This is a genomic window from Salinimicrobium marinum (genome assembly GCF_014651535.1).
Classification (GTDB): Bacteria; Bacteroidota; Bacteroidia; order Flavobacteriales; family Flavobacteriaceae; genus Salinimicrobium; species Salinimicrobium marinum.
Window position 1 is genome coordinate 151,064 of sequence record NZ_BMXB01000006.1, and the last position, 26,391, is coordinate 177,454.

The 26,391-nt window shown below is 38.2% G+C and carries 17 protein-coding genes and 1 riboswitch; of the genes, 10 read left to right on the forward strand and 7 right to left on the reverse strand.

The genetic code is table 11. From position 1 onward, the window contains the following. Positions 1-136 precede the first annotated feature (136 nt). Positions 137-1,981: a metallophosphoesterase family protein gene (locus IE056_RS09815; protein ID WP_189604536.1), complete on the forward strand. Its 1,845-nt coding sequence runs from the start codon at positions 137-139 to the stop codon at positions 1,979-1,981. On the opposite strand, the gene IE056_RS09820 is transcribed toward IE056_RS09815, so the two are convergent. The 4 genes from IE056_RS09820 to IE056_RS09835 form a co-directional block, all read right to left on the reverse strand. Then, on the reverse strand, positions 1,978-3,750 hold the full coding sequence (locus IE056_RS09820; protein ID WP_189604537.1) for an alkaline phosphatase: 1,773 nt from the start codon (positions 3,748-3,750) through the stop codon (positions 1,978-1,980). The two genes, IE056_RS09815 and IE056_RS09820, sit on opposite strands and share 4 nt — an antisense overlap. Continuing rightward, a complete protein-coding gene (locus IE056_RS09825) occupies positions 3,743-4,885 on the reverse strand; it encodes an alkaline phosphatase (RefSeq protein ID WP_189604538.1) in 1,143 nt (380 codons plus the stop codon). Before IE056_RS09825 ends, IE056_RS09820 begins: the two co-directional genes overlap by 8 nt. 72 nt (positions 4,886-4,957) lie before the next feature. Beyond that, entirely contained in the window at positions 4,958-6,766 is a 1,809-nt protein-coding gene (locus tag IE056_RS09830) for a RagB/SusD family nutrient uptake outer membrane protein (RefSeq protein WP_189604539.1), read from the reverse strand. Between the two features lie 19 nt (positions 6,767-6,785). Continuing rightward, entirely contained in the window at positions 6,786-9,815 is a 3,030-nt protein-coding gene (locus IE056_RS09835) for a SusC/RagA family TonB-linked outer membrane protein (protein WP_189604540.1), read from the reverse strand. Between the two features lie 808 nt (positions 9,816-10,623). On the opposite strand from IE056_RS09835, the gene IE056_RS09840 reads away from it, so the two are divergent. From IE056_RS09840 to phoU, 4 genes are all read left to right on the forward strand, one after another. Beyond that, complete coding sequence (locus tag IE056_RS09840; protein ID WP_189604541.1) at positions 10,624-11,472, forward strand: UDP-2,3-diacylglucosamine diphosphatase; 849 nt, start codon at positions 10,624-10,626, stop codon at positions 11,470-11,472. Positions 11,473-11,506: 34 nt separating this feature from the next. After that, positions 11,507-12,553 (forward strand): glycosyltransferase family protein, encoded by a 1,047-nt coding sequence (locus IE056_RS09845; RefSeq protein ID WP_189604542.1) that lies wholly within the window; start codon positions 11,507-11,509, stop codon positions 12,551-12,553. 47 nt (positions 12,554-12,600) lie between these two features. Beyond that, on the forward strand, positions 12,601-13,971 hold the full coding sequence (locus IE056_RS09850) for a GH1 family beta-glucosidase (protein WP_189604543.1): 1,371 nt from the start codon (positions 12,601-12,603) through the stop codon (positions 13,969-13,971). A 330-nt stretch (positions 13,972-14,301) separates the two neighbouring features. Continuing rightward, on the forward strand, positions 14,302-14,973 hold the full coding sequence (gene phoU / locus IE056_RS09855; RefSeq protein WP_189604544.1) for a phosphate signaling complex protein PhoU: 672 nt from the start codon (positions 14,302-14,304) through the stop codon (positions 14,971-14,973). A 228-nt stretch (positions 14,974-15,201) separates the two neighbouring features. Here phoU and IE056_RS09860 read toward each other — a convergent pair whose 3' ends face one another. Further along, on the reverse strand, positions 15,202-16,350 hold the full coding sequence (locus IE056_RS09860; protein WP_189604545.1) for a PKD-like domain-containing protein: 1,149 nt from the start codon (positions 16,348-16,350) through the stop codon (positions 15,202-15,204). A gap of 109 nt (positions 16,351-16,459) precedes the next feature. Next, positions 16,460-16,664, reverse strand: a riboswitch (cobalamin riboswitch). A 270-nt stretch (positions 16,665-16,934) separates the two neighbouring features. Between IE056_RS09860 and IE056_RS09865 the strand changes: the two genes are divergently transcribed. The 5 genes from IE056_RS09865 to IE056_RS09885 all read left to right on the forward strand — a co-directional run bounded on the left by IE056_RS09865 (position 16,935) and on the right by IE056_RS09885 (position 23,460). Further along, positions 16,935-19,307 carry a TonB-dependent receptor gene (locus IE056_RS09865; protein WP_189604546.1) on the forward strand — a complete coding sequence of 791 codons (2,373 nt, stop codon included), beginning with the start codon at positions 16,935-16,937 and terminating at the stop codon, positions 19,305-19,307. Between the two features lie 16 nt (positions 19,308-19,323). Then, a complete protein-coding gene (locus IE056_RS09870) occupies positions 19,324-20,562 on the forward strand; it encodes a DUF4374 domain-containing protein (protein WP_189604547.1) in 1,239 nt (412 codons plus the stop codon). Positions 20,563-20,630: 68 nt separating this feature from the next. Beyond that, the gene (locus IE056_RS09875) at positions 20,631-21,815 is read left to right on the forward strand and encodes a PepSY-associated TM helix domain-containing protein (RefSeq protein WP_189604548.1); all 1,185 of its coding nucleotides are present in this window, start codon (positions 20,631-20,633) and stop codon (positions 21,813-21,815) included. Between the two features lie 33 nt (positions 21,816-21,848). Continuing rightward, positions 21,849-22,568 (forward strand): hypothetical protein, encoded by a 720-nt coding sequence (locus tag IE056_RS09880; protein ID WP_189604549.1) that lies wholly within the window; start codon positions 21,849-21,851, stop codon positions 22,566-22,568. Between the two features lie 337 nt (positions 22,569-22,905). Further along, the gene (locus IE056_RS09885) at positions 22,906-23,460 is read left to right on the forward strand and encodes a DUF4256 domain-containing protein (RefSeq protein ID WP_189604550.1); all 555 of its coding nucleotides are present in this window, start codon (positions 22,906-22,908) and stop codon (positions 23,458-23,460) included. Positions 23,461-23,919: 459 nt separating this feature from the next. Here the strand turns inward: IE056_RS09885 and IE056_RS09890 are convergent, their stop codons facing one another. Both IE056_RS09890 and IE056_RS09895 read right to left on the reverse strand, forming a co-directional pair. Then, positions 23,920-24,741 carry a helix-turn-helix domain-containing protein gene (locus IE056_RS09890; RefSeq protein ID WP_189604551.1) on the reverse strand — a complete coding sequence of 274 codons (822 nt, stop codon included), beginning with the start codon at positions 24,739-24,741 and terminating at the stop codon, positions 23,920-23,922. A 177-nt stretch (positions 24,742-24,918) separates the two neighbouring features. Next, entirely contained in the window at positions 24,919-25,920 is a 1,002-nt protein-coding gene (locus IE056_RS09895; protein WP_189604552.1) for an SDR family NAD(P)-dependent oxidoreductase, read from the reverse strand. Positions 25,921-26,391: the final 471 nt, after the last annotated feature.

Here is a 26,391-nt window from a genome sequence, read left to right on the forward strand (position 1 = left end):
TAAACTTTACAATAAGGTAAAACCTTTTTTTAAACTGTTGCTTAACTTGCAGCGGTTAGAATAATTGTAGTCAATGAAAAAGGAAGAATCCATTTTTGGTCTTCCTTTTTTTATATCCTTTTTAATCTTCCAATAGATGAAAACAAAATTATTACTTTTAATCCTTTTCACTATTTGCCAGGCGAGTGCACAGGGAAACTCGACAGAAATAGCTTTTCTGGCTGATGTGCATTTTCAGGATTTATATGGAGATCTGGAGGATTCTGACTATCCCGGGGTTTTGAATCCAGGATCGAATTCCTATACCTTGGTAAGGACAATGGCTTCTCAATTACATTCAACAAGAATTTTTAATGAAAACTATTTTGCACTTCTGGCTGCACTTGATGATATCACACAAAGAAATATTAAGTTAGTAGCTCTTCCCGGAGATTACACCGATGATGGCCAACCTGTACACCTGCGGGGTCTTAGCGAAATTTTAAATCATTATACTAAAACATACAAGATTCAGTTTTTCATCACCACCGGAAACCATGATCCTGTAGGTCCGTTTGCACAGGAGGCAGGAAAAAATGATTTTTTGGGAGAACAAGGAAAAAATCAGCCTATATATAGTGGAGATTCCAAATACATCCGCAATCCAGAAGTTGAACATCCGGTAGTGGTAACCAGGGATATTGCGAAAATGGGATATGTTGAGGTGATGGAAATTTTAAAGGAATTTGGTTTTTTTCCGAAAAAGAGATTTTTATATTGGGAAACTCCGTTTTCATCTTACGATCCGGAAAATTACGAATTTGCTAAAGCTTTGTATTCCTCTCGAATTGAAAACAGAACATATTTGTTGAAGGATTCCCTTCGCATTCCAGATGCATCATATTTGGTGGAACCGGTGGATGGACTTTGGCTTCTGGCCATAGATGGAAATACCTATGTTCCACAGAAAAACGGAGAATTAAGTGGTGCCGGAATTGGTTATAACAACACAATAGAATACAAGCGACATCTTTTTCAATGGATAAGGAAAGTTGCTGAAAACGCCCGAAGACTTAACAAGAAATTAGTTGCCTTTAGTCATTATCCGGCAATAGATTTTAACGAAGATGAATCACCACGACTACGGGAATTTCTGGGGCCAAATAAATGGCAATTAGAGCGGGTTCCGCAAGAGCGAATAGCAAAAGCACTGGCAGAAGCCGGAGTAAAATTACATTTTGCCGGACATATGCATATAAACGATACCGGGAAAAGAGCGTATGGGAACGGAGAATTTTTGGTAAATATTCAGACGCCTTCCCTGGCAGCCTATATCCCCGGTTATAAAATTTTAACGATAACTGATAATACTGCAGAAGTTGAAACCATAGTTATTGAGGAAGTGCCAGGGTTTAATGAATTATTTCCGCTCTATCAAATGGAGCATAAATATTTAAACGAATCCGGGCAACCGGTGTGGAACGATACGATCCTTCAAAGTAGATCTTACCGGGAGTTCGCACAATCCCATTTAGAAAACCTGGTAACTTTGAGGTTCCTTAATGACTGGTCTCCTGGTTATCGTAAATTCTTGTCCGATCTTAGTGGAAAGGAAATTCTAAGGCTTTCCCAATACCGAGGCGATTTTGATCAATTGGATTTTTTAAACAATGACAAGGATATTTCTGAAATTGGGAATCAGCTTGAAAATCCAGGCGATTATGAAAGCTGGACAGGGGAGGACATGATCCTTGATTTTTATAAGATAAGAAATGCAGATAAACTAGCATTTAAGGATATACCAAAAAACCGTCTTGATCAATACAGAATAATTTTAGATGGTTTTCACAACAATCCAAGTCTTAAAGCTGCTGAAAATGAATATACTCATAAACTTTATTTATTTACGAGCATATTCAGAAGCCTTATGAAAGGTTTACCTGCCAGTCATTTTAAGATCGACCTGGAAACAGGAGAGATCACTGACCTTGTTAAAAATTAATTCTCTACCTGAAGGGCTTCAAGAATCTTACTGAATATTTCGGTGTTTTCATAAACACCGGTAAAACTTCCAGATTGGGGACCGTAGGAAAACACAGGAACCATAGTGGCCGTGTGATCATTCGTTAAAAAACCACCTTCAATTTCGTCACTGTCCTGGTTTCCCTGCAGGATCCCAAAGCCTGAAGTTTCATGATCGGCTGTTATTACCACAAGGGTATTTTGATGCTTGTCTGCAGCTTTCAGCACTTCCGCAATGGTTTGATCAAAATCCAGCATTTCCTGGACAATACCCTCTATGTTGTTGGAATGTCCGTTACTGTCAATTTTGGCTCCTTCTATCATCAGGAAATAAGGCTGATCCTGTTCATTAAGTTTCTGAAGCACTGTTTTTACATGATCCGGAAACAACCTTCCTCTTGAATCAGGAACCGGAATATCGTCTTCCGACAGGTAAATGGCCACTCTATCATTAAAATTACTCAACTCTATCACATCCTTCTTTATAAACTTCTCCTGAATGTTGCTATGATCCTTTGCACCAGCTGAAACAAAGAAATCTATCTCACTTTGAAGCAGGTCCTTCAAAATGCCTTTGCTGTTATCACGTTCTGTTTGATGTGCATAAAAAGAAGAAGGAGTGGCACCGGTAATTTTATCTGTTGTCATTATGCCATTTACAAACCCATGTTTTGAAAGAATTTCAGTTAAACTAGTTAATCTTTCACCTGCAGGTCCTGTTCCGATCGCCCGATTACTAGTTTTTTTTCCTGTTGCCATAGCTGTAGCTCCTGCGGCAGAATCGGTTACCAGATCATCATATGCTGAAGTTTTCAAAAATCCAATGTCTTTTAACTGCGTAACTGTTAGCTGTCCCTCATTGGCAATAACCGCTGAAGAGATCTGGCCAAGACCATTGCCATCCCCCGTCATTAAGATCACATTCTTTGGCTTTGCTTCAGGGTCGTGACGATAGGTTGGCTTATATACCGAAATCGGTTCCTTTAAGCTGTACGTTCGCTGATCAAGATTTTCAAGATATTTGGAAGCTTCAGCCGGTTGATCTGTATTTATTAAATCAACACCCATCTTTGCAAATCTTCCCCAGGCAGTTTTAGTATCAGGAGCCGCCCAAAATCTGACTTTCAGGTTTTTTCGATGAGCTTCTTTTATTACTCTTTCTACTTTTTCCAGCTCTTTTGCAGTAAGCCTGCCAAGCCCATTCCAGTTAGAGTAGATTCTGAAATTCTGGCTGATCAGAGCTATCTTGTCTAAAACAATTTTATCCAGATTATTCAGGTCTTGATGGTCAAACATAATATAATCAGGATAGGTTCCATAGTTCTTAGGTGCAGGGCGACTTCCGGAAATTACGATGTTCAGATTCGATTCTTTTTTTAATTCAGGATAAGATTCTAAAATGTCCAGAAGCTTGGCCAAAGTAGGTTCCGCTTCCGATTTAAGGTCTATTAGCAGCTGAAGCTCTCTCAGTTTACCGTATTTTGCCAGCTCTGCAATCGGGTCAAAGTAGAGTTTTTCCAAGGTCCTTCGGGAATCAATCTCTTTTTCGGTATGAGCAACATATAAATTGTTGTTTTTCAGATACACATCGGCCTCTATAGAGCCTGCTCCATGATTATAGGCTTCCCAAAACGGCAGATCCTGTAGATAGTCATTGTGCGAATGAAACCTGTAGCTGTTTTGAGCCAGGGAGATAGTTGATATAAAGAGAAAAATAAACCCTACGGATTGTGCAATTCTATTATTCATTGGAAGTCCCATTTATAGCCTGAAAAATTTTGTGATATATTTCATTATTCTGATACACACCATTGAAAAGTTCTTCTCCTTTTCCTTTTGCAAAGACAGGGATGAGCTCGGTGCTGTGTTGATCATCATTGAAATACACCTGAACTTTTCCCGGAACTTCTTTCTTCCTTCCATTGGAATCTTCTTCGTAATACTTCCCAAGACTTACGCCACCCGTTTCATGGTCTGCCGTGATGACCAGCAAGGTATTTGGATGAGACTTTAAAAACTCGAGGACTACGCCTATGGTTTTATCAAAATCAAGCACTTCCTGAATCATCATTTTCTCATCTTTCGCATGTCCACCCCAGTCGATATAGGAACCTTCAATCATCAAAAAGAAAGGTTTTTCATTGGAAGAAAAATAATCCAATCCCTTTTTAGACGCCTGTTGAAGAAAATCACCGCGGCCCTTTGTTTTGGAAGGAATTCCCTCTTCAGCTAAAATAAAAGCATTAGGTTGGGAATTGTCAACTTCAGCAAGGTCTAAAGTGTCCAGATGATAATTTTTTGCAATCAGATCATCATAAAGATTCAAACCGTCCTTACGCCCTGAAAAATATTTTCTTCCGCCACCAGCAAAGAAATCTATTTCTGCATCTACTAATTGCTTCGCAATTTCTTCATGCATATCACGGTCTTCCACATGCGCATAGAAACTTGCGGGTGTAGCGTGGGTAATAGAAGTCAAACTAATCAATCCTGTTTGATAACCTTCTTCTTTTAACTGCTCCAAAATTGTGGGAAGGGGCAGGGTATCTTTAGACATTCCAATGGCCCTTTTATAGGTTTTTTCTCCTGTGGCAAATGCCGTTGCTCCTGCCGCCGAATCGGTAATCAGGTGACTGGTACTGGAGGTGTTTATTAATCCGATGGTTTCGAATTGCTGAAAATTAGGTTCCCCTTCTCCAAAATAAAAGGCGCTGGATACCTGGGGGATACCCATTCCGTCACCTATCATCAGGATAACGTTAAGCGGTTCTTCTTTAGTGGTTTCAGAAATATTTTTAGATTTACTGGCTTCTGAATTCCTGGCGCAGCTTAAAGCGGAAGCTCCTACTATGGAGACAGCTAAAATATATTTTATATAATTCATTTTTACAGTATTAAACTAATAGCGGCAGGAAATTTTGTTTCCTGCCGCTATTGAACAATTTATTTTTTCGAATTAATAACCGGCATTTTGTTCTAAATAACCTTCTATATTTGAGGCTCCATCTATTGCTTCCTGAGGAATAGGAAACAGCCTGTGATGTACATCACTATCTGTTTTGGAAGTCCAGGAATCCTCGTAATGGCCAAAGCGGATCTGGTCTGTACGGCGTGACATTTCCCAGTAAAACTCAAAACCACGTTCACGGAATAAGGTTTCCAGGTCAATAGAAGATAAAGCTGCCGGGGTTTTATCAGGGCGTGCAGTTCTCGAAGTTCTTACCGTATTTACATCTGCCAGGGCACCGGCATTATCTCCTTTTCGAAGTTTCGCTTCTGCTCTCATCAGGTAAATATCAGCCAGGCGCAATAATACAAGATCTACATCGCTGTAATTGTTACCGTCTGGAGAAGTTTTACTGAATTGCCATTTTGCTACCCTGTATCCACCGGCATAACTATTCTCGTTTTGTATACTAATGTCCAGAGTGTGGTTTACATAATACCAAATGTCTTCAATGTCAGATCCATTTTCCCTTGCTTCTGCAAGAGGGTATATTCGATACTTTGTGGTTCCACTTCCATCATTTCCGGTTAAAAAATTACCGGATCTAAAAGATTCCTTTCTTGGCGCCCACATTGTACCCCGGATGATACCCCGGTCAATTTCAAAACCGGCATCTGCCAGGAAGTAATGATCCTTATCACTCTTTAGCCCCAAAGTATCATTTTTGTAAGGAGTAAGTCCTTCAATGTTTCTTAATTCATCAGGAACCTGCGCGTTTTCCTGATAGAACCTGGAATCGGCATCAGCAGGATCGACAGATCCATATGCATTAACCCAGGTCTGGTAAAAATCAGGGGTGATGGCAGGACCGTCCGTTCCATCCATACTCAAATATTTATCGCCCGGTCTTGGGAAAAGTGAACCGGACATAGACCAATATGCCCATCGGTTATGATCTGCATCCAGAACTCCACGAAGGTCGAGTGCGAAAATTATTTCCGGATTAAAGTGGTTCTCATCGTTGAACAAATCAAAATATTCCGGAGACAAGGAGAACCCTCCTTCATTGATGATTTTACTGGTGTAATTGATCACATTATTCATATCCTCATCAGTAAAATCGGGAGTTCCGTATGGATCCCTATAAACTGCTGCATTCAAGTGTAGTTTAGCTAAGAAACCATAAACGGCAGATTGGGTCATTCTTCCGGGACCTTTATTTGTGTTGATGATATCTACAACTGCTAGAAATTCATCTTCGATATAAGCGATGGCATCTTCTCCACGAAGGATTTCGGAAATACCGGTAGTATTTTCTTTTTTAAAAGCAAGGCCCCAGCTATCCAAAAAGAGCATGTTTTCATAAGCTCTCAAAGCCCTCATTTCGGCAAGCGCCTGTTCTGCTTCTGCATTACCTTCTTCAGCTAGTGGGGTTAAAACATCTATTGCTGCTACTGTTCTAAACAGGGCAGTAGTTAAATAGCTCCAGGATTGGGTTACCAGACTATTATTTGAAGACATTTGGTGGCGGTGAGCAGTCACGTATGTATCATTATCTGCCCACTGAGTTCCACCCAGTCCGGTCCGAGGTGGTAATATTGCTTCATCTGAAGCTATTTCCTGCAATCCGAAATAACGGGTATGCCTAAATGTTTGTGGTAATATGCCATAGGCTGCAGCTAAAGAACCCGAAACTGGTTCAGCCAGTCCGTCTGTTCCTGTTAATGATTCGTCCAGAATTTCTTCTTCCAGATCTGTACAATTCCAGAATAGCAGGGCACTTAGCCCAACCATTACGGTTAATATTTTATGTTTCATTTTCAAAAAGATTAAATAGTTAGAATATTACGTTTAAACCGAATGAAAAGGTCCTCGGTTTTGGGTAAGTGAAATAATCGATCCCATAGGATTTAGAATCGCCAGAACTTCCTGTGTTTAGTTCAGGATCAAATCCGGTATAGTCGGTGATGACAAATAAATTTTGTCCTGTAACCGAGATACGAACGTTCGTCAACAAATCTCTCATCCCTATCGCCTCAGGTTTTAAATTATAAGCAAGGGTGGCATTATTTAAGCGTAAGAAGCTTCCATCTTCCAGATAGCGGGTTGAAACTGTATTGGAGTTGCTGGGATCTTCATTCGAAAATTCAATAGCCTGGTCTGTAGTGTTTAGAGAATTCGCGATTTGGGTCATATTAAACAGACTCATCCTGGTGTGGTTATAGATTTTGTTACCACTCACCCCGTTAAAGTTCAAAGCCAGGTCAAAATTCCTATACCGGAAATTTGTATAAAAAGCATAGTTGATATTAGGAACAGCACTACCTGCCGAAATGCGGTCACTGTCATCTATTTGTCCATCACCGTTTAAATCTGTATAAGTACTGAAACCATCTTCACCAATACCGGTAAATTCACGTAAGTAAAAATTTCCGATGGGTTCATTATTCATGTAACCATTTATGGTTGCACCGGTTTGTCCCGAACCACTGGCAGTTCCTGTAGTTACAATCGTGAACGGGGAATCCGTAATTTCATTTTCGATGTAAGAGAAGTTACCACCAATGTTATAGGAGAAATCACGGCTCGCATCACTTTGATAGTCCAAAGAAACTTCCAAACCACGATTCTTGATTTTCATGCCAGGAATGTTTTGCCATTTAAAACCAACTTCATCAATTGGATCCTGGGTAGAGAAATAAAGCAAAACGTCATTCGTCTCCTTATAAAAATAATCCAGTGTACCTGTTAGTTTATAATTTAAAAATCCGAAATCCAAACCAATATTTGTTTGCGTGGTTTCTTCCCATTGAAGATCTGGATTTGCAGTACGGGCGAAAACCAAACCGTAGGGATAACCTTCCCTGCTATTCACATTTCCATCTAGAGGATAAATGTCATTATCTTCAAAACTTTCTCCGTAACTAAGTTTAGTCTGTTTGGAAGGTATTTCCTGGTTACCGGATTTACCCCAACTAGCTCTTAGTTTCAGATTGTTTATTCCGGAATTTTGCATAAAGTCTTCCCTGTAAATATTCCATCCAATAGCAAAAGATGGGAAATATGCATAAGTATTATTCTTTCCGAATTTAGTAGAACCGTCTGAACGTAAAGTTGCAGTCATAAGGTACTTATCTGCAAAATCATAATTAATCCTGCCAAAGAACGACTGCAGTTCATTTTTTGTGGCGTCTGAAGATTGGGAGCGGTCTTCGCCCCGGGCTTCTCCAAGTTGGTATCTGGGTTCGATACCATTATCAGGAAAATCAGTGAAATAATATCGCTTGGCATGGATGAAAAACTCCTGATAGGAATGACCAGCAAGAAATGTTAACCCATGTTCGCCAAGATCTACATTGTAAGTAAGGGTATTTTCAATCAACGTATTTTTGTTGGTTGTAAAAACTGAATTTATAGAACCTTCCGCATAATCAGGATCTGCTGAATAAGGTATTAGCTGCTCATCCCTGTCTGTTTTGGAATAATCCACCCCAAAGTTTAATTTATAGGTTATGCCCTCAATAATCTCCAAAGAAGGAGAAATATTGGCAATCATCCTGTTATTGTTTGCATAATCACCATAAATGTCTTCAATAATCAAAGGGTTAATTCCCGTCCCGAAAACAGTAGGTTCTCCGTTTGTATATGCAGGAGTGGTAGGATTTAACTGAAGCATATTACTCACCATAGTATTTACATCGGGTCTTTCATTTTCAGTCCTGGATGCTGAAAGATTAAAATCGACATTTACCCGTTCATTGAAAGCCTTTTGAGACAGGTTTACTCGGGCAGAGTAGCGTTTTAACTCACTGTTATTTAAAATTCCCTGCTGATCCTGCGCCCCAATAGATCCAAAATAGGAAGTTTGGGCAGTACCACCGCTCATGGAAAAATTTACTTCTTTAGAAACAGCAGTTCGAGTGAGTTCATCCTGCCAATCTGTATTTGCACCATTGTCATTCAAACTTCCGCCTATTTCCTGGACAACTTCCCGGAATTCATCTGCTGAAAAAATATCTATTTTGTTAGCTATCGTTGATATAGCCGTAGAAGCAGAGAAGTTCATCTGTGTTCTGCCTTCCTTGCCTTTTTTAGTGGTAATTACCACCACACCATTAGCAGCTCTTGAACCATAAATGGCGGCAGCAGAGGCGTCCTTTAACACTGTCATAGATTCAATATCCTGCGTGTTGATAAAATTTAAAGGGTTGGTGGGTACTCCATTAGAAGAATTATCAAGAACGAAACCGTCGATCACGTAAAGCGGAGAAGTTCCTGATCGTAACGTTCCAACCCCACGGATGACGATATCCTGACCTGCGCCCGGTTCTCCGCTGGTATTAGTGACATTCAGACCTGATACTTTACCCTGCAAAAGATCTCCGGGATTTGTCACGACCCCTTTATTAAACTCTTCATCATTTACTGAACTAACAGCTCCGGTTAAATCGGATCTTTTCTGACTTCCATATCCAACAACGACTACTTCATCCAGGGAGGCACTGTCTGTCTGTAATTGAATAATTAAATTTGTCTCCCCAGAAAGGGTTACCTCAAAATTCTGAAATCCAATATATGAAACCTGGAGGACATCTCCCTGTTTGGCTTCAATGGAAAATTCTCCATTAAAATTGGTAACAGTCCCCCGGTTTGTACCTTCTATTTTTACGGTAGCTCCAGGTAGCGGGATTCCTTGTCCATCCTGAACAGTACCGGTGATTGTTTGCTGCTCTACTTTTGGATTCAGAACTTCATTGGTAATTTTACCTGCAGCGGTAACATTGGCATAGTTTAGCTGTGACAGGAATAAGATGGTAAAGCCAAAGATTATATTTTTTGGCTTTTTTTGCTTAATTTTAGAATACATGAATTTAAGTGATTGGTTAGCTTAAGTTTATTAACCGCAGTTGTTCGTAGCAGCTGCGGTTTTCTTTTTGAATTTATTTTGCTTTGATACTACATAAGTTTAGCTTTTTGACAGGCCAAAATAAGCTCCTTTAAAATGAAATATGTTTAAGCCAGTTTTAACAATCTATTAAGTCAGTTTAAAGATTATAAGGTGAAATGAACTTCAAACGATTGAGAAAACCAATGAAGATTTTAGGCAGGGTTTATTGCTTGTAAAACAAGAATTCTTTTCCCTGGAAAATCTCTGTGGTGACCTCTTAATTTAGTTTAAACTTAAATGACATAATTTTTTCTTATTGATCACTTCATGTTTCGTTAATGTAATACGTTCTTTTTTGGATTAGGTTTGTTTCGACAATTGATCGTTATTCCTGGAACATAGCCAAAAACAGGATTTTAGTTGTTAAGATTTTTTGAATTAGCCAAAAATGAGGGTGTTAAAAATATTTCCACCCTTTTTTTGTGCTTGAAAAGCAAATAATAAATTATTAAACAGAAATTAATGATTACATGATTATGAGGTAATGTCCCGTTTTTAAATTGCTAATAAATAAATCATGCATATTGAAAAATCGTATAATGGATAAATCCCTGGATCCTCAAAAAAGATATTCTTTTCTCTCTTCCTCATTATTCCATTTTATTATCACTTGTAACGACGCTTTACTCATACATTTATTTCTTTCTTTTTCATCTGCCTTTTTCTCTTCCGGAAGGAAGAACAGCCATATTTCCATAAGTCCAATTCCATTAAAATTTAAAAAAAAATGAAAAGACGTAAAGTAGAGGTTGTGGTGATTTCTGATGTCCATCTAGGTACGTACGGATGCCACGCAGGGGAGCTTTTGAGCTACCTCAAAAGCGTACAGCCCGGAATACTGATACTTAATGGAGATATTATTGATATATGGCAATTCAATAAAAGTTACTGGCCAGAATCTCATATGCAGGTTTTGAAATGTATAACTGAATTTCTTGTTAAGGGAGTGAAGGTGTATTACGTAACCGGCAATCATGATGAAATGCTGAGGAAATTTGTCGGATTTAAGATGGGATCCCTCGAGATTGTTAACAAAGTAGTACTTGATCTAAATGGCAAAAAAACCTGGATATTTCATGGTGACGTTTTCGATGTAACCATGCAAAACTCTAAATGGTTGGCAAAATTAGGGGCAAAAGGATATGATGGACTAATATTAATCAACCGGATGTTCAATTTCATTTCAGAAGGGATGGGGAGAGGGAAACTATCCCTTTCAAAAAAGATAAAGAACAGTGTGAAAAGTGCAGTGAAATTTATAAATGATTTTGAACAGATCGCCGCAGAAATAGCTATTTCAAATGGATACCATTATGTCCTTTGTGGCCATATTCACCAGCCGGAAATAAGAAGGATTGAAGGAGAAGGAGGCGAAGTGATTTATATGAATTCAGGGGACTGGATAGAAAATCTTACTGCACTGGAATACAATAGTGGAAGTTGGAATTTGTATCATTTTTACGAGGATCCTCACTTAGTAATGGCGGCGAGGGCAAAGAAGTTTAAAGTGGTTGAAGTGAGCAGTAGTGAATTGTTTGAAAATCTTGTTCGGGAATTAAATTTTGTGAAACCATAAAAGGGAATAGTTATTAATTAATTCTCAATAAACTATGAAAATATTATATGCTGTTCAGGGAACAGGAAACGGTCACCTAAGTAGAGCGAGAGATGTTATTCCTTTACTAAAAAACATAGGAGAGGTAGATATTTTGGTAAGTGGGACTCAGGCAGATATGACGCTTCCGTATGATGTGAAATACCAGATGAAAGGCCTTGGGTTTATATTTGGAAAAAGGGGAGGAGTAGATCTTTGGAAGACCTTTATTCAGAATAATATCAGAGGGATTATAAGAGAGATCCAAAAGGTTCCGGTGCACCAATACGATGTTGTCATCAACGATTTTGAACCTGTTTCAGCGTGGGCGTGCTATTTTAAAAGAAGACCCTGTATTGCCTTGAGTCATCAATGCGCTGTATTGGCAGTCAATGCTCCTTTACCGAAACACAGGGACAGAATAGGGAGATTAATCTTAAAGTATTATGCACCCTCTACTGTAAAGTATGGTTTTCATTTTTCGAGCTTTAACGATCAAACCTATACACCTGTAATAAGAAGACAGGTGCGAGAGCTTTTTGTATCAAATAATGGTCATTATACTGTATATCTGCCATCTTACAGCGATAAAAAACTGATTAAGATCTTATCCCGGTTTAGTGATATAAAATGGGAAGTATTTTCCAAGCATAACAGGAAAGCGTATGATTGCGGGAATGTTTTTTTAAAACCAGTTCATAACGAGGCATTTTTGGAAAGTATGGCTTCTAGTAAGGGCATACTTTGTGGTGCAGGATTTGAAACTCCTTCAGAAGCACTGTTTTTGAAGAAAAAGCTTCTTGTGGTTCCTATGGAAAATCAATACGAGCAGCATTGCAATGCTGCTGCCTTGAAAGTATTAGGAGTTACAGTGCTTAAAAATTTAAAGAAGAAACAATTCCCCAAAATTAGAGAATGGTTAAATACGGAATCATTGATTCAGGTAGACTTTCCAGATATCACTGAGGAAATCATTCAAACCCTTCTGAATAATCATTTTATCACCAATCTCAGTGCTGTCAATCAATCTTTCCTGGGAAGCATTGATTCTCCGGTAAATTAAAAGTAGAAGGGAGTATCATTTTTAATCCATATTCATTTCAATAATTAATGTCAGATATAGATTCTACGGAACCTGGAGAAAGTCCTTCCTTCAAAAAAGAAGATTTTGGTGAAGATTTTAGATGGGGCGTTTCAACAGCTGCTTACCAAATAGAGGGAAGCCACGAAGCGGATGGAAAGGGGCCGTCTATCTGGGATATCTTTTCTAAAAAAAAGGGGAAAGTGTACAACGGCCATAATGGTAATATAACGTGTGACTTTTATCAAAGATATGAGCATGATCTTCATTTGATGAAAACACTAAATATTCCCAATTTTAGATTCTCTCTTTCCTGGTCCCGTATCATTCCAACTGGTAAAGGGGATTCCAATCCTGCAGGAGTCGATTTTTACAACCGGCTAATAGATAAATGTTTGGAGTTGGGTATTGAACCTTGGGTGACACTTTATCATTGGGATCTACCTTATGTTCTGGAACAAAAAGGAGGCTGGACTAACCGGGAAATCATAGACTGGTTTAAGGAATATGTAGTTTTATGTGTAGAAAAATTTGGAGATAGGGTCAAAAACTGGATGGTACTTAATGAGCCTCTTGTTTTTTTAGGTGCAGGATACTTTCTGGGTGTTCATGCTCCAGGAAAAAAAGGCCTGAAAAATTTTATACCAGCTATTCATCATGCTGCTCTATGCCAGGCAGAAGGTGCCAGAATCATAAAAGCTCATTATCCCAATTCCCTGGTAGGAACTACTTTTTCATGTTCGCTTATTGAACCTTTTAAACAAAACAGAAAAGACAGGTTGGCCGCAGAAAGAATTGATGCTCTTGTGAATCGACTTTTTGTAGAACCTGCTCTGGGTTTGGGTTATCCCGTTAATGAACTGAAATTTCTTAAAAGGTTGAGGAAATATAAACTTCCGGGAGATGAAGAAATGTTGAAATTCGATTTTGATTTTATAGGGATCCAAAATTATACTCGGGAGATCGTAAGGCATTCGTGGATTATTCCTTATATAAAAGCAAGAAATATTAAAGCTGAAAAAAGGCAGGTACCTTTAACAGCTATGAAATGGGAATTTTATCCTAATTCTATATATAACATGTTAAAAAAATTTAATGCCTATAGTGGAATAAAACAAATTATAGTGACAGAAAATGGTGCGGCCTATGAGGATATCGTGGAACATGGAGAAGTAAAGGATATTAGGAGGATCAATTATTTAAAGCAGTATATGGCTGCAGTTCTAAAAGCAAAAAAAGAAGGGGCGAATGTCAATGGCTACTTTGTTTGGAGTTTTACAGACAATTTTGAATGGGCAGAAGGATTTCGGCCCCGCTTTGGATTAGTACATGTGAATTTCACGACGCAAGAAAGAATAATAAAAGATTCAGGTAAATGGTTTAGAGATTTTCTTAAATGAAATTTTTAGAGCTAGGTGCAAAAAACCTATTACTTTCCACCTTTAATAAGAAAAAGGGAGGTAAAAGTATTTGCTGCATTATTCAAACGGTATTGAAAACGACACCAAACCAGGAATAGCTAACCCTTCCATAAATAATTGATAATCTTAATTTTACATAATGATCCTTAGTTTTCTTTATTTTTAGCGCAATAAAAATTCTGAGTGTAAGACCATTTAAAATTGTTTTGTATGGTTTTTAGGAGCTGTGTTATTATTTATTCCTTAGACATCAATCCGGTCTTACCACGAAAATGTATGAAATAAAATAATTTAATCGGCAGACAGCCTATGGTAAATATTGATCAACATAAAGAAGTGCTGATTCAGTTAGGTACAGAAATGTTTGACTTGTGTGGTACACAGTTGGAAAATTCAATTGAAGCTTTTCTTAACCTGGATAAGGATCTTGCCGAAATGGTCATTCATATGGAGTACAAGATGAATGCGCTTGATCTGAAAATTGGCAGGGACTGTGAGCAATTTTTAGTGCTACACAAACCTGTAGCCAGTGATCTAAGGTTTGTACTGGCTCTTCGCAAAATTAATTTTGATCTGGAAAGCATTGGAGATTACGCTTTTGGAATTTCAAAGTTTACCTTAGAATTGAACATGCTCCCCGATAGAAGGTTGTTGAAACATCTTCGCATTGATGAAATGTTTTCTCATACTATATCAATGCTCGAGGATATAAGGGAAGCCTATGCAGACAATAGTAGTCAACGCGCGCATAAAGTCTTTAAAAAGGAACAGATTCTCAACGAGATCAATAATAACAGTATTTCAGTAATTTCTAAACTAGTGAGAAAAGACGTGCAACTGGTCGACCAGTTTCTCATGTTATATACAGTTATAAAAAAACTTGAAAGGGTGGGGGATCTCACAACTAATATTGCTCAGGAGATTATTTTTTATAGGGAAGCGGAGGTACTTAAACATCAAAAAGAAAAGTTCCTGGTATAAATCTCCATTACAGGAATAATTTATAAATGTTCTTCGTTAAATCATATTTCCTAAGTTTATCAAATAATTATTACTACAGTTAATGATTCTTTGATAGTTAATTTTATGCTGTCCCTTCTAACTCTAGCTGAAGTTGATATTTAATCCTTTGCAGGCTTACCGCATATTAAAAAAAGGAAAAAACCCGGAGAAAGTTCCGGGTTTTCTATGAAGAAAATAGGAGCAATTCTAACGGAGCATAGAAAGATCTGAAGCACCTTTAATTTCAGTGGATATTTCACCAAGCCAACCAACATTTTCCTGAGCGCCGGTATATACCTTTACGAAGTCTATACCTTTTAAATTCACCGGGTTCCATTCTTCATCTACGGCCCAATCAATTTCCATGGCATTCCCGCCATGCACACTGTATTCTGAATCATAATTATCAACATATCCCCAATCAAGGGCATCAATGGAAGCAAATCCTTCTAATTTGACAGTCGGATAAATTCTCGTGCCTGCAAATGTGACTGCCTCCTGTTCATCAATAAAAAGGGGATAATAATTTTGTTTGTGATACGCATTTACCATTACACTATCTTTTGTCTCCTGATTATCAACCCACGGTACATTAGCATATTCCCCGGGATTGGTATAGGTGACTTCATAGTTTAGGATGGTCTCTTCTGCTTTGTGGGCGCTTCCCAATAACTCATACCAGGCGTCATCTGCTAAACCATTTCCATTTTCATCAAATGAAACCTGCACAATTCCTGGTTCAGAAAGCCCGTTCATTGCATTGCCGTAAACCACGAAGTCCTTAGTGTCCGACTTATTTTCTATAGTATGATCAAAGCTGAAAATCACATACCCACCCCAGGCTCCTAATGAAAGGATTTTGGATTTGCCGCCAATGATTTTTTCTGCATCTTCCGGTGTACCATAGGTAGCATTAATGTACTGTCCTGGCGCGGGTTTGTATTCAATTATTTCTGAGATGTATTCACTGCTGCTTTCCGTTTTTGGGCGGAAGTAGAGTTCGTAAGGGTCATTTACGGTAATCTGAAATAATCTGGAGATGGAATCACTGTCGGCAACCGCTTTGAATTCGAGCTTAAACGTTCCGGATTCCGTCATCACCTGCTTTAAATTTTGTTGCGATGAAATTTTATCATCATTTAAAATCCAGCTAAAGCTAACTGTTTGCGGTAGATTTAGAACCTCAGGTTTAAGCAGTAAAGTATCATTTATCATTAAATCATAATCTTTTTGGTATTCGGGATTGGCAAATTCCATAGGAGGTGTTATGATCTCTTCATCATCGCGGCTACAGGATGAAAATAAGAAGATAAAGCCAATAATGAGAGACAGGTGAAAAGAGAATTTTTGTTGCATTTGATTTGTATTAAGGTTAAAATTAAAATTAACTTCTTGTACAAAACAAAACGCCAGGGGATATGATGAGAATAGAAGATCTATCCAAAGCTATAACTCCCGAAAGCTTTGTCTTTGCGATTTAACGGCAGGTCTTCTGACTCATCCCTCTTTTTAATCCTTCCCATCTAAAAAAGACAGTGGTACTATTAAAAAGATTTTCTCCTGAAATTACAGGAGGGACTTACAGCAGCGGGAACTGTTCAGGATTTACACCTGATTCCCTTTTAATACCATACTTTAAAAGTATTAGTAACCAAAAATCGCTACAATGTTAGGTCTTTTTAATGAGTTCTCAGTGATTTTTTTAAGAAAAATCCGCTGACACAAGAGAGATGATATAATAAATTTAAGAATAGGATAAACCCGAAAAAATAATTGAAAAAAAAGCAAGGCTTTCTTTTTTCCTTCAAAAAAATATTTACATTTGCTTATTATTTAGAATTAGTCTTAATAAAAAGACTGTGCCTGAATAAAAAAAGAGCCATACAGCGGCAACTGTATGACTCCATTAAACACTTTTCAACCGTTACAATTAAAAAGCAATGCAATATACAAATTTGCCTTGGATTTTCCTGCTATGCTGTATGCTTACAGGAACAGTCTTCTCCCAAAATCAACGTCACATTAGTGGTGTCGTAGTTGATTCTTATGGTGTTCCACTTAATGGGGCGACCGTCATTTTGAAGGAATTGTCATCGGGTAAGGTTACCAATGGACAAGGTGAGTTTTCTTTCTTCGGAAACTTTTCCGGCCCTTTAACCATTGAAGCATCTTTTATTGGTTTTGGCACCCACACCCAATCAATACAAAACCTAAATACAGAGAATTTTCCGCTAAAGATTATACTGAAGGAATCTTCATTCGAGCTGGATGCTGTAACACTTTCCGCCAAAAGCCGAATTCAGGAAATAGAAGCACTTGCCTTCAATGTTGAGGTTGTAAATGCCGAAGAACTACACAATACCACACTTGATATTGGCCATGCCCTCAATCGGGTTTCTGGTATAAGGATAAGGGAAGACGGCGGAGTTGGCTCTAGAATGAATATTTCCATGAACGGTTTCCGGGGAAACCAGGTAAAAATTTTTGTTGACGGGATTCCAATGGAGAATTTCGGTTCCTCTTTTCAGTTAAACAATATTCCAATCAACCTCGCTAAAAGAATAGAAGTTTACAAAGGAGTAGTTCCTGTGGGATTGGGTGCAGACGCTCTTGGAGGTGCAGTTAATATAGTGACCAACAGCTTTGATAAAAATCACCTGGATCTTTCCTACTCTTATGGATCTTTCAATACTCACCGGTCAAACCTCAATGCCGGTTATGTGAGCGAATCCGGATTTACCGTTCAGTTAAACACATATCAAAATTATTCAGATAATAACTACAAAGTAAAGGTAGATGTTGCAGATCTTAATACCGGCCAGTACTTTCCTAATCAAAATGTGGAGCGGTTCAATGATGTGTACCATAATGAGACAGTTATAGGAAACATTGGTGTGGTAAATAAATCTTATGCCGACAGGTTGCTTTTTGGGATAACACTGGGACAGAATTACAACGAAATACAAACGGGAGCAAGACAGGTGAGTGTGTATGGAGACCGCCACAGCAGAGGAAATATTATCATGCCCAGTTTTAAATATCAAAAAAAGAATTTGATAGAAGGCCTGGATGTGACGCTGAATGCCAACTATAACCTCGGAAAAGAGGAGGTTGTAGATACTGTTCACCGCAGGTATAACTGGTTTGGAGAATTTATAGAATATGAAGGCCCCGGTGGGGAATTGAGTAACAGACACACCGAATTTGAAAACAACAACGGTATCGTTACTGCCAGTGTCGACTATAAAATTGATGAACGTCATTCACTTTCGGTAAGCAATGTCTACAATATGTTTGATCGTGAAACCAGCAACCTTCTGAATGCCAATGATGATCTCTACGCCCAGCCACAACAAACCAACAAAAATATATTTGGAGCAGGGTATCAATTCGAAGAAGAAAACTGGAGCATAACAGGATTTGCGAAAAATTACAATCAGGTAAATATTTTTGATCAGTCCTACAATCCAACAGGGAATTACGGGGACGTTGCCTACAGGAGAAATAAAGATCATTTTAATTCATTCGGTTATGGATTTGCTGGCACTTACTTCTTTACTGATGATTTCCAGGTAAAAGCCTCTTTTGAAAAAAGCTACCGTCTCCCCGAACCAAATGAGCTGTACGGGGATGGAGGGATTCTGTTTGAAGGAAATTCAAACCTGAAACCTGAATCCAGCTATAATTATAATTTAGGTGCGGGGTACTGGATCGATCTTTACGAATCTCACCTTGTGAATATAGGCGGGAATATCTTTTATCGGGACTCAAAAGATTTTATTAGGCCTGTACTGAATCAAAATCAGGTATATCAGGTGATGGACAATCTTTCCGATGTTACCAATCTTGGTTTTGAAGCCGAAGCCCGGTATTCTTTCAAAAATTTATTTTCTGCCGGTGCTAATTTGACTTACCAGAACCTAAGGAACAATACGCAATTTGAGGGCGCACAAACTCAGGAGAGTGTGGTCTACCGCGACAGGATTCCCAATATTCCTTACCTGTATGGGAATGCTGATATGGCATTTAACTTCAAGAGCCCATTGAACACTTCCCATCCTGTAAGCATCGGTTATAATCTGCTGTATGTTCACTCTTTCTTTCTGTACTGGCCTAGTTTAGGAAGTTCCAAACTTGAAGTTCCGGAACAGTTATCCCACGATCTTAACCTTACCTACACATTTGGAAAAGAACAGAACTTCCAGTTCACGCTGGAATGCAGAAATCTTACCGATGAAAACCTTTATGACAATTTCAGTTTACAAAAACCGGGAAGAAACTTTTCCGGAAAAATCAGATACACTTTTAAATAACCAAAATCAAATCAATATGAAAAAGTTCGATTTTTATTTTTTAGCAATGCTGGCGTTTTCCAGCTTAACAGGTTGTACCGACGATGATGTGGATAACCCTGGCACTGGTGGAGGGGAAGAAGCTACTTCCCGATACATTATAGCTGCCACTCCGGTAGCGTCTGAAGGCGTAGCCGATTATCTGCTTACCGCCAGCGATCTAACTGAAGGTTCCATCAGCACCACCGGAAATGGTGTGGAGCAGGATGGTACGTACCGGTATTATGTAACCAACAACAACAAATTCTTTAGTTTACTATATGGCCAGGGTAATCCTGGAGCGGTGACTACCTACCAGCTGGATGATAAGGGGAACCTTGTAATGCTGTCAAACTTTCAATCAGAAACTGTACAGGCATTTGCTCCTGTAAACGATGATGTGCTTATGATGAAAATTTCCAGAAGCGCTGATTCTCCTGTAGCAAACTGGTACCGCCTAGATACAGAAACCAGCCAAATTGTGGATCAGGGCCAAATCAATACTGCAGAACTTGCTCCGGAAGGGGAACAGGCATTTTTTAGCTGGATGACCCAGGTGGGAGATAAAGTGTATGCACCTTTTTTTACAGTAAAAGGTTGCTGCAGCGACACTTTTGGAACAGCATACCCGGATCAGGCATGGATAGCAGTTTATTCATATCCTGAATTGGAACTGGAAACAATTATTGAAGATGACCGTACCAGCTTTATAGGGCGATACTTCACCAACGGACTTTCTGTAGATGAAGCGGGCGATGCTTATGCTTTTTCTTCAGGAGTAGCAGCTACAAACGGTGTAATTTCTTCTACAAAACCATCAGCTGTGACTCGTATCAACAGCGGTGAAAGAAAATTTGATGAAACTTACCTGTTCGATCTTGAAGCAGCTTCAGGCGGAGCCTATGTCACAAATCACATTTATGCAGGTAATGGAAATTTTGTAGTGACAATGGCCGAAGAAAAAACTTCTGCTTATGCTACGGGAAATAAAATCGCTGTTATTAATGTTTATGATGAAACTTTTGAATGGGTTACCGGAATGCCTTCCGAAGAAAACATTTTAAGCATTACCACTAATAATTATGTTTCTGAAGATGGAACGGTTCATATTGGAGTAACCACTGAAGAAAGCAGTTATGTTTACAATATAAACGTAGCAAGTGCCACTGCTTCACAAGGACTGGAAGTACAGGGAGGAAATATTACTGCCATTAGCAAACTTGACCCTATAGAATAATTAAAATTTGATTAGCCGAAGGTATAGCCCTTACATTATTGAGGGCTGTGCCTTAACTTTCTATCTATATGAAAACCTCCACCAAACATTCCAAAAAGAAAAAGAAAAAAAAACGTTCCTATTTCTACAGAATTTCTGCCTGGCTTCACCTGTGGTTGGGATTAATTTCTGGGATTGTGGTGGTTTTGGTTAGTCTTACAGCGGCCATTCTCACATTTGAAGAAGAAATTAAATTACTTTCTGAATCCTATCAAACCGTTGAAATACCTGAAGAGGCAGAGTTTCTTCCTCCATCTGTTTTAAGTGAAGCTGTCAAGGATGGCCTTGGATTCCCTTCTGTGTATGGGGTTTATTATCGCGGGGAAGGCAGAAGTGCAAGCGTTCCTTACTATGCAGACAGAACGAACTATCAGGAAATATATGTAAATCCATACACTGCAGAAATTCTTCATAACAGAAGGCTCAATAGTGATTTTTGGAGATATATGATTATTGGCCACTATCAATTATGGCTTCCAAGGAATATTGGAAAACCTATTGTTGCTTACGGAACCCTGATTTTTGTCATTGCTCTAATCTCCGGCCTTGTCTTATGGTGGCCAAAAAGGTGGAATAAATCTACCCGGGATGCTAGTTTTAAGATCAAATGGACAGCAAAATTTAAAAGGCTGAATTATGACCTTCACAACGTTTTGGGATTCTATTCTTTGCTAGTTGCACTTGTTTTAGGCCTTACCGGAATGGTTTATGGAATGCAGTGGTTTTCAGACGCGGCCTACTGGACAGCATCGGGTGGGGAAACCCGGAATGAGAACCGTTTTACCAGTGACACGACAGTGGTTGCCCAACATGATCAAAAAGAGGAGGATCTTCTTTACCACCAGGTACTGGATTCTGGAATTGATCCAGCGAAGAACAGGGTGGGAATACAATATCCCTACGGAAAAACCGGAGTATGGAATGTGAATATAAATCCTAGTTTTGAAACCCGCTGGCAGGCAATCAGTACTTATTATGAAAGAGGATCACTAAAACAGATTAATCAGGATCCGACATTTTTGGAAGCGAACGGAGGAGAGCAGTTGATGAAACTCAATTATGACCTTCACGTAGGAGCCATTGGCGGTATATGGACAAAAATAATTGCCTTTTTAGTTTGCATTATATCTGCTAGTCTGCCCATTACCGGTTTTATCGTATGGTGGAAGAAAAATCCGAATAAACGGATTGAAGGCTTAAAATTTCCCACATAAAAGCATCAACAAATAATTTAAACATTAAATCTCATGAAAAATATTAAAACATCTTTCCTGCTCTTCATCTTTTTATTTTTGGCAGCAGGTTGGGCACATGCGCATGCCTTATACATTGATACAAACACCGAAGGTACGTCCGGAAAAATACACGAGGTAAAAATTTATTACAGTGAATTCGCCGAGAGAAAAGCTGAGAAAGTAACCGACTGGTATTCCAACGTAGCCGATTTCGAATTATGGCTGGTACAGCCCAGCGGAAAAAGAACAAAACTTTCCACCACAGCACATAATAACCACTACAGTGCAAACTTTACTCCTGAAAAAAACGGAGCCTACCGGCTTGAGATCTCTCACGTTGCAGAAGATCCGGGGGATGGCACTGCATATCAATTCAACGCTTTCGCTCCAGTGATGGTTGGGAAAAAAGGTAAAATGATACCAGTTACTACAGAAAGTCCAGAGCTTGTTTTAGCTGAAGAAATTCAGAATATCAATTCTTCAAAAAGAATATTTAAAACCTACTTTAAAGGAACACAAAAAGAAGGAATTACTGCAACACTTTTTCTTCCGTCGGGAGAAACAAAAGAGGTTAAAAGTAATTCCGAAGGAATCCTGGAAGTAGAATTAGATGAGAAGGGAATTTACTTCCTTGAAGCAACTACATATCATGAGGATGAATCCGGAAAGACCAAAAAAGCTCCATACAAATCTGTTTGGCGTTGTGCTACGCAAAAACTTGAAAGATTATAAAGGAAAAATGAGAAGACTATTCTGAAAGGGTGAATTTAAACTGTGCTATGGATGAAGGAAGCATCGAAGCTGACGTGAATTATTTTTCATCAATGATTATAGAAAATGTAGAAAGGTTACGACATTAAAAAATCAGTAACAAATTTTGAAATGGGGGATATCAAGTGATGTTTGGACTTCAATCTGCAGTGATGGGAAGAATCTATTGGTTATGAATATTAAAAGGCTTAAATAGTATAGCTAAGTAGTTCGTAAATTCGCTGTGTTTATACAAGACGTTGAGGCAAAACAAAACGATTTTTAATAAATTTGAGAGTAGCAATTAAAACAGACTTCGATGAAAAAACTTAGTGCTCAAGAAACCAATTCCATTTTAGAGGTTTTGAAAAAACGGTTTATGGATAATCAGGAAAGATTCCCTACAGTGAACTGGTCTGAAATCGAAACAAAATTGGCAAAAAATCAAGATAAATTATGGTCAATTAATGAAATGGAAAAAACCGGTGGTGAACCAAGTTTATTAGAATATAATGTAGATTCTAAAAGATACATTTTTTGCGATTTCTCTATAGAAAGCCCGAAAGGAAGAAGAAGTCTCTGTTATGACAATAAAGCTTTAGAATTAAGAAAAAAATATAAACCCATTAATAGTGCGAAAAATATGGCCCAACATATGGGAGTTGATCTAATGAATGAAAAAGAATACAGAAAATTACAAACATTCGATAAATTTGATACTAAAACATCAAGTTGGTTAGAAACTCCTGAAAATATCAGGAAACTGGGTGGGGCTATCTTTGGTGATTTTCGATATGATCAGGTTTTTATTTATCACAACGGTGCGGATTCATATTATGCAGTTAGAGGGTTTCGGGGAATATTACAGCTGTAGAATCTAGGCTGCAAATGCTCGTTTTAGGTAAAGTGTAAAAAAAACTCTATCTGAATGAAATTGTAAAATAATTTCAGTAAAATCTTGTAATGCGAACCATGATACGTATCACTACTGTAGTAGAATGTTTCATTTTCAGATCGAATCATAAATCTAACCCAAAGACTATTGATAACAGCGTACGGATTTCTACAAGCCTCAGGTTTTGAAGGTAAAAATGTAATTATCATATCGTCATTGATTGGGTCCTGCTAATACCAACGTGCTGCCTGGACAGGATCGCTAATCCATTTTTTTTCAGTTCATCACTTTGAATTGACTATTGGGGCTTTCGGATTATTTCTGGCAGACCTTTTAAACTGTTTTATAGCAATGGTCATAAAGAACATGTAGTACTAATATGTAATTCAGGTTTTGTTGTATGCAGTTAACGCTATTCAAGAAAATTGGACAAAGAATTTAGTATTTTGTTCTTTGGGCTGTCAATTCTGTTGGGGTATAACCGAACTGCTTTTTAAAAGCAAATGAAAAATGAGATAAATTTTCAAAGCCCACTTCGTAACAGACCTCAATAGGTTTACTCTTTTTTTCGGAAAGTTGATAATGTGCCAACTCAAGTCTTTTCTGTGTAAGCCATCTTTGGGGAGTAATGTTAAAGGCTTTCATGAAGTCCCGCTTGAAAGTTGTAAGACTTCTACCTGTTAGATAGCTGAACTTTTCCAGTGGCATATTAAACATATAATTTTTTTCCATAAAGCTGATTAAATTAACCTTATTGGGATCGTCAAAATTTGCTAACACTCCATCAATCTCAATATCAATTGCTCTCAGAATACTTATCGCTTCCGTAATTTTCAGCAATGCTAAATTTTTTGGAATGTTCCCTTTCATATCAAAATAAGGTATTAAAGAAGCAAGGCAACTTTGAAGCAAAGGGCTCTTGCTGAAACTATGAATTTTTGAAATAGGGCTATTCTTCGTTTTTACTTCTATTTCACAGTAAAAATTACGAAGTACTTTTTCAGTTAAGAGCATTACAACTGTTTTATGAGGCAAGCCATCTTTTGGATAATTGATGATTGTCGCAGGCTTATTTTTAGGAATTAGAAAAATATCATTGGTCTTAAAAAAATGTGTTGCTTCTGACTGCACAATTTTTGTTTCGCCCGAGATGAACCAAATCAGCATATGTTGATCAAAAACTATATCTGTCCTTGAAAACTTATCTTCATAACAAGAAAGTTTTATTTCGGGAATTAAATATTCTGATGTATGTTCCATTTTTATAATTCCTGATTAAAACAATATTTTATATTTACAATGTACGGCATAATTTGAACAGAAATATTTTGTTTTTAGGACCTAAAACTTCTCCGGTTACTGATTTCGTGAGTTTACCGTTGATGAATAACCGTTCCTCCGAATTCAATTTTCTGAAGTTTTCCTTAGTGTTATATTCTATTTGTAATCAAAATGGAATTTAATACCTGTTAATTTTTCGCTCAACTCCCATAAGCGTTTTGCATCAACCTCGTCCAAGGAATAGCGTTTTACACCATTTGACATTTGCGAGTCGGAAGCCAATATGGAAATGTCATTATCTTCACAATACACACCACCAATTTTGCTCAGCTGTGGACTTGTGGCACACCAAATTGTTGTAGAAGCACCTTGCGGAATGGTTTTAAGTGAAGCGGCAACTTCAGGTAATATATTCCCCTGTTCATCGCAGAAGCCCATTTTTAAAAATAGTTCTACTGGGGCTTCTCTGGCTAGTTCAGTTCCGCCAATAGAACCTGGGTGCAATGCGTATGCTCTTATACCAAATTCTTTGGCTCTGTTATCAAGTTCAAGCGTAAATAAATTAACAGCAGTTTTTGATTGGCCGTAACCATGCAGGGTTTCGTATTCCCCATGTTCAAAATTCGGGTCATCAAAATTAAAAGGTGCAAATTGATGCCCGTGAGAAGAGACGTTGATCACTCTTGTGCCTTTGGCTTTTTTAAGGGCAGGCCAAAGTTGCGCCGTAAGCTGATACTGTGCTAAATAATTTACCGATAATTGAGATTCAATTCCGCGATTGTCCCTTCGTAGCGGAACCCACATTATTCCCGCATTATTGATGAGTAAGTGCAACGGTCTGCCTGAAGCCAAAAACTTTTTGCTGAATGTATCAATGGAAGCTGGGTTTATTAAATCCATTTCCTCGATTTCTACATTAATTCTGCCTTGCAGGTTTTTCCTGGCTTTTTCAATATCCCTTGCCGCAACAATGACAGTCGCTCCTGCATTTGCAAATGTTTTTACTGTTTCCAGACCAATACCGGTGTTGCCCCCTGTTACAATGGCAATTTTTCCTGTAAGGTCAATACCTTTAATTACTTCAGTTGAAGTTGATTTTGCGTTGAAGCCCGAACCTAACGGATTCTGTAGTGCTCCCTGGTAATTGTTTTGTTCCATTTTTTAAAATTTTTGTTTTTAATTCCTTTTTTTATAGTACTAAAGTAAGATGCATAGAAGCATGTAACTTTGTTTAAAGGTCCGAAGTTGCTTTGTTCAAAAGGTCGCCTATTAGGTTGATGGAGTGGGGGGATTGAGCTTGGAACTTTTGGTTTTGGAAAGCGTTGGCTTTGTGTGTCGGATAAAACTAAAGATGCTTATGGCGTCTTAAAGGCCATAGGTGCTCTTACACTTTTTTTAAACGTTTATTAATTTCATTTTTGTGTCTGCTTATTTATTTTTTAATCCGGTATAAGTTGAAGTCTATGGCAGGAGGGGTTGTTACAGTGGTCGAAATAGCTAGCCATGGCAGCAGTGCGTACTTTCTGGATATTCAGGTGATGCTGACCCCCCGTTCAGGCCATACTGACCCCTCTAGAGATTTTGGTCAAAAAGATAAGTTAATGACAATATTACAGTTTTTTTCTAAGA

Excerpts from the sequence above, each read along its gene's own strand:
- IE056_RS09870 (WP_189604547.1), top strand. The coding sequence starts at position 19,324 with ATGAAAAAGTTCGATTTTTATTTTTTAGCAATGCTGGCGTTTTCCAGC.
- IE056_RS09890 (WP_189604551.1), bottom strand. The coding sequence starts at position 24,741 with ATGGAACATACATCAGAATATTTAATTCCCGAAATAAAACTTTCTTGT.
- IE056_RS09880 (WP_189604549.1), top strand. The coding sequence starts at position 21,849 with ATGAAAAATATTAAAACATCTTTCCTGCTCTTCATCTTTTTATTTTTG.
- IE056_RS09815 (WP_189604536.1), top strand. The coding sequence starts at position 137 with ATGAAAACAAAATTATTACTTTTAATCCTTTTCACTATTTGCCAGGCG.
- IE056_RS09885 (WP_189604550.1), top strand. The coding sequence starts at position 22,906 with ATGAAAAAACTTAGTGCTCAAGAAACCAATTCCATTTTAGAGGTTTTG.
- phoU (WP_189604544.1), top strand. The coding sequence starts at position 14,302 with ATGGTAAATATTGATCAACATAAAGAAGTGCTGATTCAGTTAGGTACA.
- IE056_RS09835 (WP_189604540.1), bottom strand. The coding sequence starts at position 9,815 with ATGTATTCTAAAATTAAGCAAAAAAAGCCAAAAAATATAATCTTTGGC.
- IE056_RS09840 (WP_189604541.1), top strand. The coding sequence starts at position 10,624 with ATGAAAAGACGTAAAGTAGAGGTTGTGGTGATTTCTGATGTCCATCTA.
- IE056_RS09825 (WP_189604538.1), bottom strand. The coding sequence starts at position 4,885 with ATGAATTATATAAAATATATTTTAGCTGTCTCCATAGTAGGAGCTTCC.
- IE056_RS09860 (WP_189604545.1), bottom strand. The coding sequence starts at position 16,350 with ATGCAACAAAAATTCTCTTTTCACCTGTCTCTCATTATTGGCTTTATC.
- IE056_RS09865 (WP_189604546.1), top strand. The coding sequence starts at position 16,935 with ATGCAATATACAAATTTGCCTTGGATTTTCCTGCTATGCTGTATGCTT.
- IE056_RS09875 (WP_189604548.1), top strand. The coding sequence starts at position 20,631 with ATGAAAACCTCCACCAAACATTCCAAAAAGAAAAAGAAAAAAAAACGT.
- IE056_RS09845 (WP_189604542.1), top strand. The coding sequence starts at position 11,507 with ATGAAAATATTATATGCTGTTCAGGGAACAGGAAACGGTCACCTAAGT.
- IE056_RS09850 (WP_189604543.1), top strand. The coding sequence starts at position 12,601 with ATGTCAGATATAGATTCTACGGAACCTGGAGAAAGTCCTTCCTTCAAA.
- IE056_RS09830 (WP_189604539.1), bottom strand. The coding sequence starts at position 6,766 with ATGAAACATAAAATATTAACCGTAATGGTTGGGCTAAGTGCCCTGCTA.
- IE056_RS09895 (WP_189604552.1), bottom strand. The coding sequence starts at position 25,920 with ATGGAACAAAACAATTACCAGGGAGCACTACAGAATCCGTTAGGTTCG.
- IE056_RS09820 (WP_189604537.1), bottom strand. The coding sequence starts at position 3,750 with ATGAATAATAGAATTGCACAATCCGTAGGGTTTATTTTTCTCTTTATA.